Below are 16,528 nucleotides of genomic sequence, written 5' to 3' on the forward strand. Positions count from 1 at the left end.
CGTGCTGGCCTAGGCCTGCTCGCCGAACACCCGGGCGAAGACCGTGTCCACGTGTTTGAAGTGGTAGCCCAGGTCGAACAGCGCCTCCAACTCCTCATCGGCCAGGGTGATCTCGGGATCGGCCTTGAGGAAGTCCAGGAAGTTCCCCTCGCCGCGCCAGACCTTCATGGCGTTGCGCTGGACCGCCGCATAGCCGCCCTCCCGTGAGGAGCCCTTCTGGGTCAGGGCCAGCAGCACCCGCTGGGAATGCACCAGGCCGCCCAGACGATCGAGGTTCTTGGCCATGTTCTCCGGATAGACCACCAGCCGCTCCATGACACCGGCCAGGCGGCGCAGGGCGAAGTCCATATGGATGGTGGCGTCGGGCGCGATGCCGCGCTCGACCGAGGAGTGGCTGATGTCGCGTTCGTGCCACAGGGCGACATTCTCCAGCGCAGGGACCGCGGCCGAGCGGATCAGGCGGGCGAGGCCCGTCAGGTTCTCGGTGAGGATCGGGTTGCGCTTGTGCGGCATGGCGCTCGAGCCCTTCTGGCCCACATCGAAGGCCTCCTCGGCTTCGAGCACCTCGGTGCGCTGCAGGTGGCGGATCTCGACGGCCAGGCGCTCGATGGACGAGGCGACGACGGCGAGCGCACAGAAATAGGCTGCGTGGCGGTCCCGCGGGATCACCTGGGTGGAGACCGGCTCCACCGCCAGGCCCATCTTTTCGGCCACGTGGGCTTCGACCTGCGGCGAGACATTGGCGAAGGTGCCGACGGCGCCGGAGATGGCGCAGGTGGCGATCTCGAACTTGGCCATGGCCAGGCGCTCCTTGGCGCGCTGGAACTCGGCATAGTGGCCGGCGAGCTTGAGGCCGAAGGTGGTCGGCTCGGCGTGGATGGCGTGGCTGCGGCCGACGCAGGGGGTCATGCGGTGTTCGAAGGCGCGCTTCTTCAGGGCGGCGAGAACCAGGTCCACGTCCTCGATCAGCAGGTCGGTGGCCCGGCTGAGCTGGACGGCCAGGGCCGTGTCGTTCACGTCCGACGACGTCATGCCCTGGTGCAGGAAGCGGGCTTCCGGCCCGACCACCTCGGTGACGTGGGTCAGGAAGGCGATGACGTCGTGCTTCACCTCACGCTCGATGGCGTCGATGCGCTCGGCGTCCCAGATCACGTCGCGGCCCTTGGCCCAGATGGTCTCCGCCGCTTCCTTCGGAATCACCCCGAGGTCCGCCATGGCGTCGGCGGCGTGGGCCTCGATCTCGAACATGATCGAAAACCGGGTCTGGGGGGACCAGATGTCGGCGGCGGCGGCGCGGGCGTAGCGGGGGATCATAGGCGGGCTCCTTGGACACCGGCTGATGGAGGCCAAGGCGCCCGCCTGTCAAGGCGAAGGGGTCAGTCTTCGTTGGAGGCCGCCAGGGCCGAGGCCATGTCCTTGGGCAGGGTGATGGCCGCCAGCAGGTAGTGGACGCCGGCCCAGGCATAGATCAGCAGGTTCCAGATGATCCCCTGGCGGGAGCCTTCTGCGATCGCCGCCCGGCAGGCCGCATCCACCACAGGGCCAGCGCCCGGCGCCCCGATGCCGCCGGGGCAGAGGGTGAAGAAGTCCCCCATATTGTTGGCGGCGAACAGGTGCTGGCTGATCATGTCGATGCACCAGCCGCAGAAGGGCGGGCCGAAGCCCAGCGCGATCAGGTTCAGGACGAAGAATAGCAGGGCCGTCGCCGTGGCCCGCATCCGCAGGGACACCGCATTCTGGATCACCCCGAAAGTCGGACCCAGATAGGTGTAGTGGAAGATGCCCGGCAGCAGCAGCAGGGCTGCGGCCCAGCGCCAGTCGTTCTGCAGATAGACCAGGATGTAGAGGGGGCAGGCCACCAGCAGGCCGATGGCCGGCACCAGGGCGTACCAGCGCCCCGAGCGCTTGCCGGCCCAGTCGGTGAGGAAGCCGCCCATCAGGGTGCCGACCCCGGCGGCGACCCCGCCGATCAGGCCGAAGATGAGCCCGACGGTGGCCAGGTCCAGGCCGAACATGCGGATGAAGTAGGCGGCCTGATACTGGCCGGTGCCGTAGCTGGCGAAGGAGGCGACGGTGATGCCCGCCACCATGTGGAAGAAGCTCCAGCGGCCGAAGATGCGCTTGGCCACCGCCAGGATGGAGGGCGGCTTGATGGTCGCCGGGGGGACGGTCTCCTCGCCCTCCAGCATCGGCGTATCGACCACGGGAACCTGCTCGGAATAGCCCCGGGGAGGTTCCTTGACGAAGAGCTTGAGGGCGATGGCCACCAGGATGCCCGGCAGGCCCACAAGGACGAAGGCCGCGCGCCAGGAGATGTTCTGGGCGATCCAGCCCCCGGCGACCGCGCCAAACATGGTGCCCAGCGGAATGCCGAAGGAGTAGATCGACAGGGCCGTGGCCCGTCGGCGGGGCTCATAATAGTCCGAGATCAGCGAATGGGCCGGCGGCGAAAGGCCCGCCTCGCCGACCCCGACGCCGAGGCGGAAGAGGATCAGCATCAGGAAGTTGTTGGCCATGCCGCACAGGGCGGTGAAGGCCGACCAGATGACGATCGAGATGGAGATGATGTTGACGCGGTTGCGCCGCTCGGCCAGCCGGGCGATCGGGATGCCCAAAGTGGTGTAGAGCAGGGCGAAGGCCAGGCCCCCCAGCAGGCCCAGCTGGGTGTCGGTGAGGCCCAGGTCGACCTTGATCGCCTGACCGATGGTCGAGATGATCGTCCGGTCGATGAAGTTGAAGGTGTAGGCCAGGACCAGCAGGCCAAGGACGCTGGTCTTGTAGCTCTCTGAATATAAAGGCTTGGGCGCGCTCGCCGCCCCCGGATCGATCGCCGTCACGTCTCACTCCCCCGAACTGTTGTCGTCCTTATGGGGCGGCATCTGGACACAGGCTTGACCGCCGCGCCAGGGGGCAAAAGGAGCCCCGCCCGACGCCGTAGGGGCGCCGGGCGGGCTGGCCTTAGCCGACGTGGTCTTCGCGGATGGTCTGGGTCGCCCGCCAGAAGCAGTAGAAGGCGACGAGGCCGAAGGTGGTCGAGACGATCAGCGCCCAGCGGACGCCTTCGCCAGACCCCATGCCCATGCCGACGGCGAAGTAGTCGCTGAGCAGGCCCACGGCGAGCGGGCCAAGGCCCAGGCCGATCAGATTGATGATGAACAGCAGAATGGCCGAGGTCGTCGCCCGCATGTGCGGCGGCACGATCGACTGCGCCGTGCCGTAGACCGGGCCATACCAGATGGTGCCCAGCAGGCCGTTCACCGTGAGCAGCAGCAGGGCCAGGGGCACGCTGCCGATCGTCACTGCAGCAATATAGATCGGGATGGTGACCAGGGAGGCGATGGCCGGGGCGACCATCTGGGCGCGCAGGTCGCGGGCGGCGAACTTGTCGGCGATGAACCCGCCGAGCCAGGAGCCCAGCGCCCCGGCTGTCCCCGACATCAGGCCGAGCGCCAGGCCCAGGAAGCCGATGGACTGCAGATTATAGCCCACGGTGGCGCCGACCGTGGAGGCCAGGGACTGCACCTGGTCGGGATAGTTGCGCAGGAAGAAGGATGCGGTGAAGGGCGCGTGGCCATAGCCGATGAAGGCTTTGATCGCCGCGGCGAAGGAGATGTACCAGAAGGTCTTGCGGCCCTTCAGGAACTTCAGGGTCTCGGGGAAGGTGGCCGAGTTCGACTGGATCTTGACCGTGCGGCGCGCCAGCTCCTTGCGCGGCTCGGGCAGGGTGAAGAAGGCCAGGATGGCGAACAGGATGCCCGGCACCCCGGCGACGAAGAAGGCCACTCGCCAGCCATAGGCGTCGGCGATCAGGCCGCCGAAGATCAGGCCGAGAAGCCCGCCGATCGGCGTGCCCATGGAATAGAAGGCGAGCGCCGTAGAGCGGTTTTCCTTGGGCACATAGTCGCTGATCAGCGAGTGGGCCGGGGGCGAACAGCCCGCCTCGCCGACGCCGACGCCGATGCGGAACAGGATCAGCTGGACGAAGTTCTGCGCTACGCCGCACAGGGCGGTGAAGGCGCTCCAGGCGGCCACGGCCGTGCCGATGATCATCGGCCGGTTGCCGCGCTCGGCCAGCCGGGCGATCGGGATGCCCAGGACGGTGTAGAAGAGGGCGAAGGCCAGGCCGCTCATCAGGCCGAGCTGCCAGTCGGCGAGACCCAGATCCTGCTTGATCGGTTCGGCCAGGATGTTCACCACCTGCCGATCGAGGAAATTGATCGTATAGATGCCGAGCAGCAGGCTCATGGCATAGGTCCGAACCGGCTTGGCGAGCGGCGTGATCCCCTCGGCGGGCGCAGGCGCGGTGTCCGGCGTGGGCGCCACAGGCGCGGCGGTGTCTGTCATACGGCTTGGTCTCCTGGGCATAAGGCTTCTTATCGTTGCGGCACTCTAGACAGGCTCCCTTGGGCTTGGGCAAGTGCGATACCCAGATTTCGAGGAGGTCGGGATGGAGCTGGTCATCGGAACGAAGCGCTGGTCCACTTGGTCGTTGCGGCCCTGGCTGGTGCTGCGCAAGACCGGGGCCGCGTTCACCGAAACCCTCGTGAATCTGCGGCAGGGCGAGGTCACCCAGGGACAGATTGCGCCCCATTCCCCCTTCGGCCAGGTCCCGGTGCTGAAGGATGGCGACCTGCTGGTCTGGGATTCCCTGGCCATCTGCGAGTATGTGGCCGAGCGCTATCCCGACGCGCGCCTCTGGCCAGAAGACCCCGCCGCCCGCGCCCAGGCCCGCGCCGCCAGCGCGCTGATGCACTCGGGATTCGCAGTCCTGCGCAGCGCCTGTCCCATGGCGCTCGACCAGGCGCCCTCCGGGATCGAGGTCACGGAGGCGCTGGCTGGCGACCTGAAGCGCCTGGCCACCCTTTGGGACCTGATGCTGGACCGGCATGGCGGCCCGTTTCTGGCCGGGTCCTGGTCGATCGCCGACGCCTTTTTCACACCGGTCGCCTCGCGCCTGCGAACCTACGGCCTGGCGCTGACCGACTTCGGCGGCCGCCCGGCCGCCGACGCCTATGGCGCGCGCCTGCTGCAGGACGCCGATTTCCTGGCCTGGGAGGCGGACGCCAAGGCCGAGGGGGCAGGGGCGACACCGTGATTTAGCGCCAAGCGCGAATGGCGTTACACTGGCCTTGGAGGTCGCCATGGTCCGTTCCCGGTTGTTGAACGCGTTGGCGCTGGCCCCTCTCGCCGCGATCGCCCTGACCGCCTGCGAGCCGGCCGCCGGCCCTGCGCCCAGTCCTGAAATCGTCGCCGTCGAGCCGGTGGCCCAGCCCCTGGGGAGCCCGCTGGTCCTGGAGGACAGCGCTGTCGTCTATCGCTGCGCCAATGGGGAGCGGTTGCGGGTGGACTATCGCCGGGACGAGACGGCGCTCATCGAATATCGTGGGGAGATCAAGCTTCTGACCCTGGCGCCGGCGGCCAGCGGCGCGCGCTATGTGGGCGCCGGCCAGCAGTGGTGGATCAAGGGTCAGGCGGAAGGCGTGCTGAGCCGGCTGGAGACGGGGCAGGCCATGGCGACAGGGGAGGGGACGCTCTGTCGCGTCGCCCAGGCGAGGCCCGCCCAGGCGGTGGGCGCGCGTCCGGACGAGGCGTCGCCCCCATGACGCCGCTGCGCTGGCGCCGGCCGCACATTGATGCTAGGGTGACCGGACATTGCACTGGTTCGGTTGCTCTCCACGCCCGCTCTTCGGATCGAGCCCGAGCCTACTTCGATCCTCGCCGGCAATTCTGATGAACGCCCTCAAGGATGGGGGTGCGAACACTTGTGCTTGAACGACGCGGCCAGGACCCTCGTGGCCACGCCGGACCTGCTGAACCTAGGAGGACGACCATGTCCACCCTCGAACGCGCCTATTTCCTCGCTCGCTCCGGCGAAGTCGCCGATCTCCCGGAACTGAAGCAGCGCCTGAAGGGCGAGGGCTTCCGCGCCGTGGACGCCCTGCTGGCCACCTATTCGGTCCGCCGTCATCTACAGGCGATCTGCGCGGCCACCTTCCGGTCGGCCGAAGCCAATGCCGAAACCCCCTCTGAACCCGAAGCCGCCCCTGCGGCGCAACACGACGAAAGCTCCACATGAACCAAAACGACCGCACGAGTTTCTCTGAACGCCTGAAGACCGCCGCCGAGGCCAAGAAGGCCCTCCTGGCCAACTTCAAGCCCAAGGCCGCCGCCGCCGATCCCCAGTTTGCTGAACGCGCCGCCCTGCGCGAGGCTGAGCTGGAGCGGGTCCGTCAGGAGCGCCAGGCCGCCAAGGAAGCCAAGAAGCAGGCCGCCGCTGAAGCCGAAGAGGCCGCGCGTCTGGCCGCCGAAGCGGTCGAGGCCGACGCCCTGGAAGCCAAGCGCGGCGAGCGCAAGGCGCGCAAGGCCCTGACCAAGGCCGAGCAAAAGGAAGCTCGCGACCGTCGCTACGCCGCCCGCAAGGCGCGCCAGTAGAAGATGCCAGGAGGGCGCGTTCGTCGCGCCCTCGACGCCTCACGCGATGAGGCCGCCCTACATCAGGCCAAGGGCCTTGAAGCTCGCCACCCCGTCGCGCCCCACCACCAGATGATCATGGACGGCGATGCGCAGGGTCCGGCCCGCCTCGACCACCTGCCGGGTCATATCCACATCTGCAGATGACGGCGTCGGGTCGCCCGACGGATGGTTGTGAACCAGGATGATGGCGCTCGCCGACAGCTCGAGCGCCCGGCGCATCACCTCCCGGGGATAGACCGGCGCGTGGTCCACCGTGCCGTGGTTCTGAACCTCATCGGCGATCAGCTGGTTCTTCTTGTCCAGGAACAGGACCCGGAACTGCTCGCGGGCCTCGTGCGCCAGGGCCAGCTTCACATAGGCCAGCAACTGGCTCCATGAGGTGATCACCGTCCGCCGGGCGACCTGTTCGCGGCCGATGCGCAGGGCGGTGTGATGCAACAGCTTCAGATCCAGAGCCACCGACGGACCGACGCCCTTGACGCTTCGCAGTTCGGCCACCGAGGCGCCGAGCACGGCGGCGAGCGACCCAAACCGCGCCAGAAGCGCCTTGGCCAACGGCTTGACGTCGCCCCGGGGGATCGCGCGGAAGAGATGCATCTCCAGCAATTCGTAGTCGGGCAAGGCCTCGATCCCGCCGTTGAGCGCCCGATCCCGCAAACGCTCCCGATGCCCCAGATGATGCGGCTTCACCTCCGCCGCGGCCCAGAGCTCGGCCTGGCGGGAAAGATCTTCGGACAGGCCTGAGGCGTCGGACATGGCGCCAGAATGTTCCTTATCCGTTCCGGATTGGCAAGACCCGTTCTGCCGTCGTCACGGCCGGCGCCTCCGGCTTCAACCCGAACAGCGGGCGGAGCAGGGGAACCCGGCGGACAACTTCATAGGTGGCGCCGCAGGCGGCGACGGTCAGGCTGATCAGCAGGGCGGCCTCCAGCGCCTGGGGCAGCCCCGCCTGCGCCAGGTGATGGCCGGCGACGACGATCACCGTCTGGTGGACGATGTAGTAGGGGAAGACCGCCAGGGTCAGGTAGCTCAGGGCCGGATGGCTGCGATTCAGGTGTCTGGCGCCGAAGCCCAGTATGGCGATGATGGCGCCCCATTGATCGACGGCGTAGACGAAGCGCATGGCCAGGACGAGGCTGGCGGCGGGATCGGTCGCGGCGTCCCGCCAGGTCCAGGCATAGAGGCTGAAGGCCAGATAGGCGCAGACCGCCAGGGCGAGGGCCGGCCAGCGCAGGGCGATCAGACGCGTCCGCACCGCCTCGGACTTGGCCGTGAGATAGCCGAACAGGAACATGCTGAACGACAGGACGTGGTTGTACCCGTCGTCCACCAGGGCGTGGGTCACGCCGAACCTCGGCAAGAGGACGGCGCGGGCGAGCCCCAGAAACACGATGGGGGCGAGCAGGAGCGTCCAGGCCGGGAGGCGCGCCAACGCCTGTTCCAGACGGATCAGGGCGGGCCTGCCCCAGGCGATGAGCCCTGCCAGGACCAGGGTGTAGACCAGCAGATAGGCCACGAACCACAGGTGGTTCCAGGTGGGCGTGATCAGGCAGCCGTCGGCGTCGCACCAGTTCCCCGACGCCGTCAGGTAACGGCCATAGAAGGCGAGATAGCCCTGGTCGAAGCCCAGCTGCTCGACGATTTCGTAATAGGACTGGGGCGGCACGACGATCAACATGCCAAAGACCAGCGGCGGCAGGAGCCTTGCCGTGCGCTGTCCTGCCAGGATGCTGGGCGCCAGCTTGTCGGCCATGAAGCGGGTCGCCGCACCGGAGACCAGGAACAACAGGGAAAGCCGCCAAGGGTTGGTGGCCAACATCACAGGCTCAAGCCAGGCGATCGGGTGCGGGCTCTTCACATGCCAGTCCCAGGGCACATAGAACATGCCCACGTGGTAGAGGATCAGCAGGAAGAAGGCGCCGATGCGGATCCAGTCCAGGTCATATCGGCGCGGGCTCGGATCGTTCATGGCGCAGACTCCATCACCGGCGGGCGGCCCTTCCCATGGCGGGGTCGCAGGGCGGACGAAAGCGCTCTGGGATGAGCGGCGGGCCGGCGGGGACGAGCGGCGGCGTCAGCTGGCCATCGGCTGGGGCCTGATCCTGATCGTGGCGGCCGCGGTGTGCCTGCTCAATGTGCTGGGGTTCACCCAGGGCGGACGGGGACGGGTGGTCGAACACCTGGTCTATGAGGGCTCAAGCTGGCTGGGGATCGCCCTCCTGGCCTGGCTGCCCTGGGCGGTGCTTCGCGGCACGACCACGTGGACGTGGGTCCCGCGCCTGATCGCCCACGGGGCGGCCGCCCTGGTCTTTTCCATCCTGCATGTGGGGCTGTTCATCCTGTTTCGCGCCCTCGCCTTCGGGGCGCTGGGCCAGCCCTATGACCCGGGCGTGGCCATGGGCGAATATCGCTACGAGGTCTGGAAGGATCTGCTGGCCTACGCGATGTTCGCCGGCTGCTATGGGATGGCGGGGCTGTTGGCCGCGGCGCGTCCGGCCCAGCCTGAGGCCCCGGCGGCGCCCTTGGAAAACCTCTTCGACATCCGCGACGGCGCCCGCCTGGTGCGCGTGCGGCTGGATGACATCCTGGCGGTGAGCAGCGCGGGCAATTATGCGCAGTTCCATCTGCGCGACGGGCGCCGGCCCCTCATGCGCAGCTCGCTGGCCGCCCTGGAGACAGAGCTTGGAACTGGGGGCTTCGTCCGCACGCACAAGTCCTGGCTGGTGAACGCCCGGGCCGTACGAGGCCTGACGCCCGAAGGCTCGGGGGACTACGCGGTGGCCCTGGATGAGGGGCAGACCGCCCCGCTCTCGCGGCGATATCCGCAAGCTCTGCACCGGCTGAGGGCCCCGGCGGCGTCCTGATCTGGCCGGCGAATTAGGGAAAGTTCATGCCGAGCTCTGGGTCGAACGTCCGATGAGCGCTATCACCTTCCCATGACCCAGACCCGCCAGATCCATCTCGTCCGCCGTCCCAATGGCAAGCCCGTGGCCGCCGACTTCGCCCTGGTGGAGGTCCCCGTGGCCGACGCCGGCGAAGGCGAGATCCAGGTGAGCGCGCTCATCATGTCGGTGGACCCCTATATGCGGCCGCGGCTGGACGCCGATCAGGCCCTGGATGCGCCCCTGCTGGGCGGCGGCATCGGCCGGGTCGTCCAGTCCCGGAACCCGAAGTTCAAGGAAGGCGACCTGGTTCGCCACGGGGCCGGATTCCGCGAGACCTTCGTCTCGGACGGCAAGGGCGTGTCGCGTCTCCAGCGCGATCCCGACCTGCCGCTCAGCGTCTATATGCACGCCCTGGGCGGCACCGGGATCACGGCCTATGGCGGTCTGCTGGAAACCGGCGCGCTGAAGGACGGCGAGCAGGTCTTCATCTCCACCGCCGCCGGCGCGGTCGGATCGGTGGCCGCCCAGATCGCCAAGATCAAGGGCTGCCATGTGGTGGGCTCGACGGGCTCGGACGAGAAGGCCGCCTGGCTGAGGGACGAGGTCGGGCTGGACGCGGTGATCAACTACACGACCCAGGATCTGGCCCAGGCCCTGAAGGACGCCACACCCAAGGGGATCGACGTCTATTTCGAGAATGTCGGCGGCGCCCATCTGGACGCGGCCCTGCCGCGGATGAATGTGCGCGGCCGCATTCCGGTCTGCGGCATGATCTCGACCTATAATGGCGGCGGCGAAGGGGTGCAGAACCTGTTCAGCCTGATCTATGGCCGCATCCGCATGGAAGGCTTCGTGGCCAGCGACTTCGCCCACCTGAACGCCGCCTTCGTCGCGGACATGACCGCGTGGCTGAAGTCGGGCCAGATCAAGTATCAGGAGACGGTGCTCGACGGCTTCGAGCGGGCGCCCGAGGGCCTGATCGGCCTGTTCGAGGGCGCCAACAGCGGCAAGATGCTGATCCACATCGCCGACTGAGGCCTGAGGCGGCGCAGAGCCGGATTTCGACCGAGCCCGCCAGAGAGGATCGGCGGTGACGGGCGCGTGCGGCGGAACGTCAGAAGATTCAGGCGCTCAGGCCGTCCGCCCTCTGATCCTCAGGCCGTCTCGATCGGCGGCTGGAAGAGGCCGGCCGGCGAGGCGGTGAAGATCTCGGCTCCGTCCTCGGTGACGCCGATGGAGTGCTCGCACTGGGCCGAGAGCGACTTGTCGCGGGTGACGGCCGTCCAGCCATCGGCCAGCACCTTCACCGCCGGCTTGCCCAGGTTCACCATGGGCTCGATGGTGAAGAACATGCCGGTCTTCAGCACCTCGCCCTGACCCGGTTGCCCGAAGTGCAGGATGTTCGGCGCGTCATGGAACACCTTGCCCAGGCCATGGCCGCAGAAGTCTCGGACCACCGAGCAACGCATGGACTCCACATAGGACTGGATCGCATGGCCGATGTCCCCGGTGGTGGCGCCGGGCTTTACCGCCGCGATGCCGCGGGCGATGGATTCGTAGGTCACCTCCACCAACCGCTTGGACCGGGCCGAAACCGGGCCGACCCCATACATGCGGCTGTGGTCGCCGTGCCAGCCGTCGAGGATGCAGGTGACGTCGATATTGGCGATGTCGCCTTCGCGCAGTACGCGCTCGCCGGGAATGCCGTGGCAGACCACGTGGTTGACCGAGATGCAGACCGTCTTTGAATAGCCCCGATAGAAGAGGCAGGCTGGCAGCGCGCCGTGATCGAGGATGAACTCGCGGGCCAGGCGGTCGAGCTCGTCGGTGACGACGCCGGGCACGACATAGGGGGTCAGCATGTCCAGGCATTCGGCCGCCAGCCGGCCGGCCTTGCGCATGCCTTCAAAACCCTCAGGCCCGTGGGTGCGGATCTGGCCGTCGCGGAAATCGGCTTCGAGAACGTCGGTGGTGCTCATGGCGGTGCGAAACTCCCGGTCCGTCTGCGGTCAGCCAGCCGACCTCGGCGGCGGCGCAGGCGAAACGTCTGAATGAGGGCTATGTCGCAATCCTAGCACAAAACTTCAACGCCCGCCGCAGATCCGCTGCGGCGGGCGTAGGTGCTCACCTACCAGGCGATGGACGCTGTCGCGGCCAGGGCGTGGCTCTCGCTCTGATCAGACGCGCCATAGCGGTAGTTGAAGCTGAGGCGCGTATTGGCCCCGGCCATCGCCTCGACCCCGGCTGACAGGCGCAGGCTCGTGCGGCCGGGCGAGGCGGCGCGGGCGGTGAAGGCGGCGCCGTCGAGGCGAGCCTCGCTGCGGCCCTCAACGTCGGCGAACTCCTGCAGCACGAAGGCCGAGGCCTGCGGCCGGAGGATCAGGCCGCCCCAGGGCGCCTGACGGCTGACCCGCAGGCCGATGCGGCCCTGCACGGCGTCCCGGGTCGCGGCCGAAAGGCTCAGGGCCGTAAGCGCCGAGCCTTCCTCGACAACGGCGTCCCGTTCAATGCGGTCAGCGGCGAGACCCGCGACGAGGGCCACGTCGAGCGCTTGGAAGCCCAATTCGCGACCTGCCTCGAGGTCGACGCCATAGGCCTCGCCCTTGGGCTTGGTGAAGGCCGTTTGCGGACCCGCGGGCAGGGCGATCGTTCGCGCCGTCTTGTAGCTGTCGCGGCTGATCGAGACGGCGCCATCGACATAGTGCGGGCCCTGCCGCCAGCCGGCATAGGCCAAGCCCTGGTAGGAGAAGGTGGTCGCAGCCCCCATCGCGCCAGCGTCCACCTCGGTTTCCGAATAGGCGACGCCGGCCCCGATCAGCAACTGATCGCTGAGGCGGCGATCGGCGCCGACCGCCACATGGGTGCGCTCGCTGTCATAGCCCAGGGCCCGGGCGTCGGATTCTACGTCCCAGGTTTCCACATTCACCCGGCCCCAGACTCGCTGGTCGGTGTCGAAACCCTCGGCGATCCGGGCGCCAAGCGGCGTACGGGCGGCCCGGTGGCTCTGCAGCGCCGTGTCCAGGGTCGCCGCATGGATTTCGCCCGACGCCTGCTGGAGAACCAGGGTCGTCTGGTCGAGGGTCAGACCGGCCAGGCTGCGGGTGAAGGGGGCAGCCTGTGTGCGCGCATGGGCGGCCGGCCGCACGGTGTCGAGGGCGGCGCCCACGGCCTGGCCGTTGGCGCGGCCCCCCAAGGCGGCGAGCCGGTCGGGAGTCACCACCAGGATCACCGCGTCAGGACGATAGACCACCTCGAAGCGGGCATTGGCCGGCATGCCGCTGGTGGGTTGGACCAGGCTGTCATAGGCGCCGACAACGCCGCCCTCGGCGGTGACCACCTGGAAGGCGTCGCCAATGGCCGGGGTGAAGCTGTTGGTCGCCTCGCCGGTGATGCCCCGAGTGATCGGTACGATCGCGCCGCCGGCGGTGTAGACGCCGCCAGAGCCCGTCAGCACCAAGGTGTCGTAGTGGCCCGCGCCGACGCCGGGGGTCGAGCCATCGATGTCCAGGCCGAGCACGCTGCCCGCTGACTGCGTCAGGCTGCCGGCGATCACCAGGCGACCGGGAGAATTGCCTGGCGAGACCAGGCCATTGGCCACCACGTCGCCCGCGATGTTGCCGCTGCCGCCCATCTCGCCGCCGGCCTCGACCCAGACATTGCCGGCGAACAGGTTGTTGAAGCTGAGACGGCCTTCTTCGACGCAGGCGCCGATGGCGTTGGCGCCGGCGCCCAGCAGGTTCAGATGACCGACGCCCACCTTGGTGAAGCAGGCGGCGCCGGCGATGGCGCCGGTGAGGTTCACATTGTGACTTCCGGTGTCGAACTGGCTGTCGGCGCCGTTGACGACCACCGACTGGGTCATGGTGAAGTCGCCGCCGACCCCGAAGCTGGCGCCGCTCTGCAGCAGGATCACGCCATCGGACGCGCCGAGCGCCTGCTGGGTCTCGACGAAGACGCGGCCCTGCTGGATGTCTAGAAGACCGTGGTCATTAGCGCCGCTCAGGGTCAGCACGCCGCCGCCCAGCTTCTGAACTGCGCCGCCGCCGATGATTCCGCCGTCCAGGCGCACCTGATGAACCCCGGTGTCGATGCCGCCGCCCTGCCCGGACGCGATGTTGAGGGTTTGGCCCACCGTGAGGTCGCCCAGCGCCTGCAGTTGGGCGCCTTGTGAGATCGAGATGCGTCCACCTGGGGCGCCCAGTGCGCCGGCGTGGGTGAAGGCCAGGACGCCGCCCATCAGATTGACGCCGGTATAGGTGTTGTCGCCGGTGAGGGTGAGCGCCCCGCCGCCGATCTTGGTCAGCTGCCCGGCGCCGGTGAGCGCGCCCGTCAGGGTCAGGTCGAAGCCGGCGGTGTCGATGGTTCCGCCCGCCTCAAGAATGGTGAAGTCGACATCGGTGTCGCCGGTGGAGCCCAGGGTCAGGGTGCCGCCGTCAAAGACCGGGATGACCGAGCCGCTCTTCAATTGATCAACGCTGTAGGAGGCGCTGGTGTCGATGGTGGACGGCGGCGGCGGATTTGCCGCTGGGGCGCCCCCGCCGCTAGCCTGGACGGCGGCGGCGATGTCGGTGCCGAAGATGTAGCGATAGACCAGGGTGATCTTGGAGCCCATCAGCAAGGTGCCGATACTGAACCCCAGGCCGATCGTGTTGTCGCCATTGCCCACATTGGTCCCGGCGAGATAGTCCGACGTGCTCGACGTCCAGCTTGTGATCGCCGAATTGTGGGTCGTCGTGTCGTTCGTATAGAGGCCGATGACGTACTTCGAGGCCAGCGCCTCGGCATAGACCAGATCGGTCTCCGGCACGCCGGTCGCCCCGCGGACGTTGTTGGTGGAACTTGAGTCGCCGGCGGCGGCCACCGCGTCGGGGTCGATAAAGCGGGCGAAGGTCAGGTCGGTGAGATCGGCGAGCGCCTCGATCGTTGTGCCGATATTGAGCTGCTGGCCGTCGGCGTTGAAGGCGTAGTCGTGGGTGATGTTGAACAAGCCGCCAAAGGAGCCGGTCCAGACGGCCCGATTGTCGCTAGTCGTCCCGCCATAGGCGACGCCGTTATAGCTTGTGAGGATGCCGCTTATGTCGGCGGAGCTAAGGTCGGAGTTGTTGTTGGTCGCAGTGAAGGCGCTGCTGGCGACACCGCTGATCGTGAAGCCTTCAAAGGGCGACCCGGGGGTCAGGTAGTCATAGGCGGGATTGAAGGTCCCGGTGCCGGTTCCGTCATAAAGGACGCCGGGTGAGGTGTTACCGTCGACCCCGAGGGTCCCTTTGTCATTAAGCCCGATCTTGATGTAGTCGCCGCTCAGCACCTCGTTGGAGAGCGGCGCGGCGGCTGCGGGGGCAGGCAGGCCAAGGGCGACGCCGGCCAGGGCGGCCAGGACGAGGCGCGAGGCGCCAGAAACATGGACGCGGCGGGCGGTGGACGAAGGCGCGGCGACGGAAAGCGAGTGAATAGACACGGAGAACCCCCAGCTGAAATGAGGGCTGGAGCTACAGTCAGGAGCATGGGTAGAAAGTTACCGGCCGCTGCGGCAAGTTCGCGCAGGAATCTGACCGGTTGGACCACAAGAGTCAGAAAAGTCTAGATTTCCTGTCTGAGCATCCGGGGGTGCGACTTAACGCGCCCAGGGCATCTGACCGCCGATGCTGACGCGCTCGGGGCTGAGGTCGCAGCCATAGACCAGCACCTCGACCCCAGCCTCGGCCGCCGCTTCCAGCCCCCGGGCGAAGGCCGGATCCAGGTCGTGGCAGGCGGCGAAGGCGTCGCAGTCCGTGCGCTGGACGACGAAGAGCGCGACGGCCCGGTCGCCCTGAGCCGCCATGGCGACGAGTTCCCTCAGGTGCTTGGTCGAGCGGGCCGCCACGCAGTCGGGAAACTCCGCCAGGGTTCCAGCGCGGCGCAGGTGGCAGTTCTTGACCTCCAGCCAGCAGCGGGGGCGGTCAGGCTCCTCCAGCAGGAAGTCGATGCGGCTGGCCTGGCCGTACTTCACCTCGCGACGGTGGCTGGCGTAGCCGCTGAGCTCGGGGATGGCGTCAGCCGCCAGGGCCTCGGCCACCAGGCGGTTGGGATGCATGGTGTTGATCCCCACCAGGCCGCCATCGACCTCCACCAGTTCCAGGGTGTGGGCGAGCTTGCGCTTGGGATCGGGCGAGCGGGAGACCCAAACGGGCAGGCCCGGCATGTTGAGGCCGAGCATGGCCCCGGGATTGGGGCAGTGGGCGGTGATCTCCGTCCCGTCCTCCAGGACGATGTCGGCCAGGAAGCGCTTGTAGCGCTGGATGAGCTGGCCGCGCTTGAGCGGTTGCGGGAAATCCATCGGTGGCGTTAGTCCGTACCTTGAGTAGTCAGTCAGGGTTTAGGTGAGGACGAGGGCGATGGACAGGACCGAGGGCGACGCGGCTGATCCCTTCACGGCGGGACGGGTGACCGCCGCCGTGCTGATCATCGGCGACGAGATCCTGTCGGGGCGCACCCGCGACACCAATCTCGGCGACATCGCCCGCTATCTCGGCGCCCATGGGGTGGAGCTGGCCGAGGCGCGAACCGTATCCGATGTGCTCGAAGAGATCGTGGCGGCGCTGAACGCCCTGCGCGCCCGCTACGACTATGTGGTCACCACCGGCGGGATCGGCCCGACCCATGACGACATCACCGCCGATGCGGTGGCTGCGGCCTTCGGCGTCGAGCTGGTGGAGCATCCGGATATCCTGGCCATGATGGCGGCCCGGTGGGGCGGCGAGGTCAACGCCGCCCGGCGGCGGATGGCGCGGATCCCGGTGGGCGGAGACCTGGTGAACAATCCGGTCCAGGGGCCGCCGGGTTTCACCATCGGCAATGTGTTCGTGCTGGCTGGCGTGCCGCAGATCATGCGCGGCATGCTGCAGGATGTGGGGCCGCGCCTGAAGGGCGGCGCGGTCGTGGTCTCGCGCACCCTGCGGGTCGAGGGTTCAGGCGAGGGCGCCATCGCAGCTCCGCTGGAGGGGCTCGCCAAGGCCCATCCCGCCCTCTCGCTGGGCAGCTATCCATTTTATGGGGCCGACGGGTTTGGCTCGAACCTGGTGATCCGCGGCCGCGACCCTGCGGAGGTCGAGGCGACCCTAAGCGAACTCATTGCCGTGCTGCGCGCGGCCGGCATCGAGCAGGTGCAGGTCGTGGAGACGCCGGCCTGAGAG

15 protein-coding genes are annotated in these 16,528 nt (G+C 68.1%); 7 read left to right on the plus strand and 8 right to left on the minus strand.

Features of this window, described 5'->3' with window-relative positions; genetic code table 11:
• Positions 1-9 precede the first annotated feature (9 nt).
• The 3 genes from purB to Q7S93_RS01350 all read right to left on the minus strand — a co-directional run bounded on the left by purB (position 10) and on the right by Q7S93_RS01350 (position 4,344).
• Positions 10-1,314, minus strand: coding sequence for an adenylosuccinate lyase (gene purB, locus Q7S93_RS01340; RefSeq protein ID WP_304711730.1), 1,305 nt, complete (start codon positions 1,312-1,314; stop codon positions 10-12).
• A 62-nt stretch (positions 1,315-1,376) separates the two neighbouring features.
• Positions 1,377-2,837 carry a spinster family MFS transporter gene (locus tag Q7S93_RS01345; RefSeq protein WP_304711732.1) on the minus strand — a complete coding sequence of 487 codons (1,461 nt, stop codon included), beginning with the start codon at positions 2,835-2,837 and terminating at the stop codon, positions 1,377-1,379.
• A 121-nt stretch (positions 2,838-2,958) separates the two neighbouring features.
• Positions 2,959-4,344 carry a spinster family MFS transporter gene (locus Q7S93_RS01350; RefSeq protein WP_304711733.1) on the minus strand — a complete coding sequence of 462 codons (1,386 nt, stop codon included), beginning with the start codon at positions 4,342-4,344 and terminating at the stop codon, positions 2,959-2,961.
• Between the two features lie 103 nt (positions 4,345-4,447).
• Between Q7S93_RS01350 and Q7S93_RS01355 the strand changes: the two genes are divergently transcribed.
• The 4 genes from Q7S93_RS01355 (at position 4,448) to Q7S93_RS01370 (ending at position 6,432) form a co-directional block, all read left to right on the plus strand.
• On the plus strand, positions 4,448-5,095 hold the full coding sequence (locus Q7S93_RS01355) for a glutathione S-transferase family protein (protein WP_304711734.1): 648 nt from the start codon (positions 4,448-4,450) through the stop codon (positions 5,093-5,095).
• Between the two features lie 46 nt (positions 5,096-5,141).
• Positions 5,142-5,603 (plus strand): MliC family protein, encoded by a 462-nt coding sequence (locus tag Q7S93_RS01360; RefSeq protein ID WP_304711736.1) that lies wholly within the window; start codon positions 5,142-5,144, stop codon positions 5,601-5,603.
• Positions 5,604-5,830: 227 nt separating this feature from the next.
• Complete coding sequence (locus Q7S93_RS01365) at positions 5,831-6,076, plus strand: hypothetical protein (RefSeq protein ID WP_304711737.1); 246 nt, start codon at positions 5,831-5,833, stop codon at positions 6,074-6,076.
• Positions 6,073-6,432, plus strand: a complete 360-nt coding sequence (locus tag Q7S93_RS01370; RefSeq protein WP_304711738.1) for a DUF6481 family protein — start codon at positions 6,073-6,075, stop codon at positions 6,430-6,432. The genes Q7S93_RS01365 and Q7S93_RS01370 overlap by 4 nt, the downstream gene beginning before the upstream one ends.
• Positions 6,433-6,489: 57 nt before the next feature.
• On the opposite strand, the gene radC is transcribed toward Q7S93_RS01370, so the two are convergent.
• Positions 6,490-7,230: a RadC family protein gene (gene radC / locus Q7S93_RS01375; RefSeq protein WP_304711739.1), complete on the minus strand. Its 741-nt coding sequence runs from the start codon at positions 7,228-7,230 to the stop codon at positions 6,490-6,492.
• A 16-nt stretch (positions 7,231-7,246) separates the two neighbouring features.
• On the minus strand, positions 7,247-8,443 hold the full coding sequence (locus Q7S93_RS01380) for an acyltransferase family protein (protein WP_304711740.1): 1,197 nt from the start codon (positions 8,441-8,443) through the stop codon (positions 7,247-7,249).
• On the opposite strand from Q7S93_RS01380, the gene Q7S93_RS01385 reads away from it, so the two are divergent.
• Complete coding sequence (locus tag Q7S93_RS01385) at positions 8,442-9,338, plus strand: LytTR family DNA-binding domain-containing protein (protein WP_304711742.1); 897 nt, start codon at positions 8,442-8,444, stop codon at positions 9,336-9,338. The genes Q7S93_RS01380 and Q7S93_RS01385 overlap by 2 nt on opposite strands.
• Positions 9,339-9,410: 72 nt before the next feature.
• Positions 9,411-10,394, plus strand: coding sequence for an NADP-dependent oxidoreductase (locus Q7S93_RS01390; RefSeq protein WP_304711743.1), 984 nt, complete (start codon positions 9,411-9,413; stop codon positions 10,392-10,394).
• Positions 10,395-10,513: 119 nt separating this feature from the next.
• Here Q7S93_RS01390 and map read toward each other — a convergent pair whose 3' ends face one another.
• From map to sfsA, 3 genes are all read right to left on the minus strand, one after another.
• Positions 10,514-11,338: a type I methionyl aminopeptidase gene (map, locus tag Q7S93_RS01395; protein ID WP_304711744.1), complete on the minus strand. Its 825-nt coding sequence runs from the start codon at positions 11,336-11,338 to the stop codon at positions 10,514-10,516.
• A gap of 149 nt (positions 11,339-11,487) precedes the next feature.
• Positions 11,488-14,814, minus strand: a complete 3,327-nt coding sequence (locus Q7S93_RS01400) for an autotransporter outer membrane beta-barrel domain-containing protein (RefSeq protein WP_304711746.1) — start codon at positions 14,812-14,814, stop codon at positions 11,488-11,490.
• A gap of 156 nt (positions 14,815-14,970) precedes the next feature.
• Positions 14,971-15,672, minus strand: coding sequence for a DNA/RNA nuclease SfsA (sfsA, locus tag Q7S93_RS01405; RefSeq protein WP_304711747.1), 702 nt, complete (start codon positions 15,670-15,672; stop codon positions 14,971-14,973).
• Between the two features lie 58 nt (positions 15,673-15,730).
• Here sfsA and Q7S93_RS01410 point away from each other — a divergent pair, with 58 nt between their 5' ends.
• The gene (locus Q7S93_RS01410; protein ID WP_304711749.1) at positions 15,731-16,525 is read left to right on the plus strand and encodes a competence/damage-inducible protein A; all 795 of its coding nucleotides are present in this window, start codon (positions 15,731-15,733) and stop codon (positions 16,523-16,525) included.
• Positions 16,526-16,528 lie beyond the last annotated feature (3 nt).

This window comes from Phenylobacterium sp., from assembly GCF_030646615.1.
In the GTDB taxonomy this organism is placed as follows: Bacteria; Pseudomonadota; Alphaproteobacteria; order Caulobacterales; family Caulobacteraceae; genus Phenylobacterium.

Excerpts from the sequence above, each read along its gene's own strand:
- purB (WP_304711730.1), bottom strand. The coding sequence starts at position 1,314 with ATGATCCCCCGCTACGCCCGCGCCGCCGCCGCCGACATCTGGTCCCCC.
- Q7S93_RS01350 (WP_304711733.1), bottom strand. The coding sequence starts at position 4,344 with ATGACAGACACCGCCGCGCCTGTGGCGCCCACGCCGGACACCGCGCCT.
- Q7S93_RS01355 (WP_304711734.1), top strand. The coding sequence starts at position 4,448 with ATGGAGCTGGTCATCGGAACGAAGCGCTGGTCCACTTGGTCGTTGCGG.
- Q7S93_RS01360 (WP_304711736.1), top strand. The coding sequence starts at position 5,142 with ATGGTCCGTTCCCGGTTGTTGAACGCGTTGGCGCTGGCCCCTCTCGCC.
- Q7S93_RS01365 (WP_304711737.1), top strand. The coding sequence starts at position 5,831 with ATGTCCACCCTCGAACGCGCCTATTTCCTCGCTCGCTCCGGCGAAGTC.
- Q7S93_RS01370 (WP_304711738.1), top strand. The coding sequence starts at position 6,073 with ATGAACCAAAACGACCGCACGAGTTTCTCTGAACGCCTGAAGACCGCC.
- radC (WP_304711739.1), bottom strand. The coding sequence starts at position 7,230 with ATGTCCGACGCCTCAGGCCTGTCCGAAGATCTTTCCCGCCAGGCCGAG.
- Q7S93_RS01385 (WP_304711742.1), top strand. The coding sequence starts at position 8,442 with ATGGCGCAGACTCCATCACCGGCGGGCGGCCCTTCCCATGGCGGGGTC.
- Q7S93_RS01380 (WP_304711740.1), bottom strand. The coding sequence starts at position 8,443 with ATGAACGATCCGAGCCCGCGCCGATATGACCTGGACTGGATCCGCATC.
- Q7S93_RS01390 (WP_304711743.1), top strand. The coding sequence starts at position 9,411 with ATGACCCAGACCCGCCAGATCCATCTCGTCCGCCGTCCCAATGGCAAG.
- map (WP_304711744.1), bottom strand. The coding sequence starts at position 11,338 with ATGAGCACCACCGACGTTCTCGAAGCCGATTTCCGCGACGGCCAGATC.
- sfsA (WP_304711747.1), bottom strand. The coding sequence starts at position 15,672 with ATGGATTTCCCGCAACCGCTCAAGCGCGGCCAGCTCATCCAGCGCTAC.
- Q7S93_RS01410 (WP_304711749.1), top strand. The coding sequence starts at position 15,731 with ATGGACAGGACCGAGGGCGACGCGGCTGATCCCTTCACGGCGGGACGG.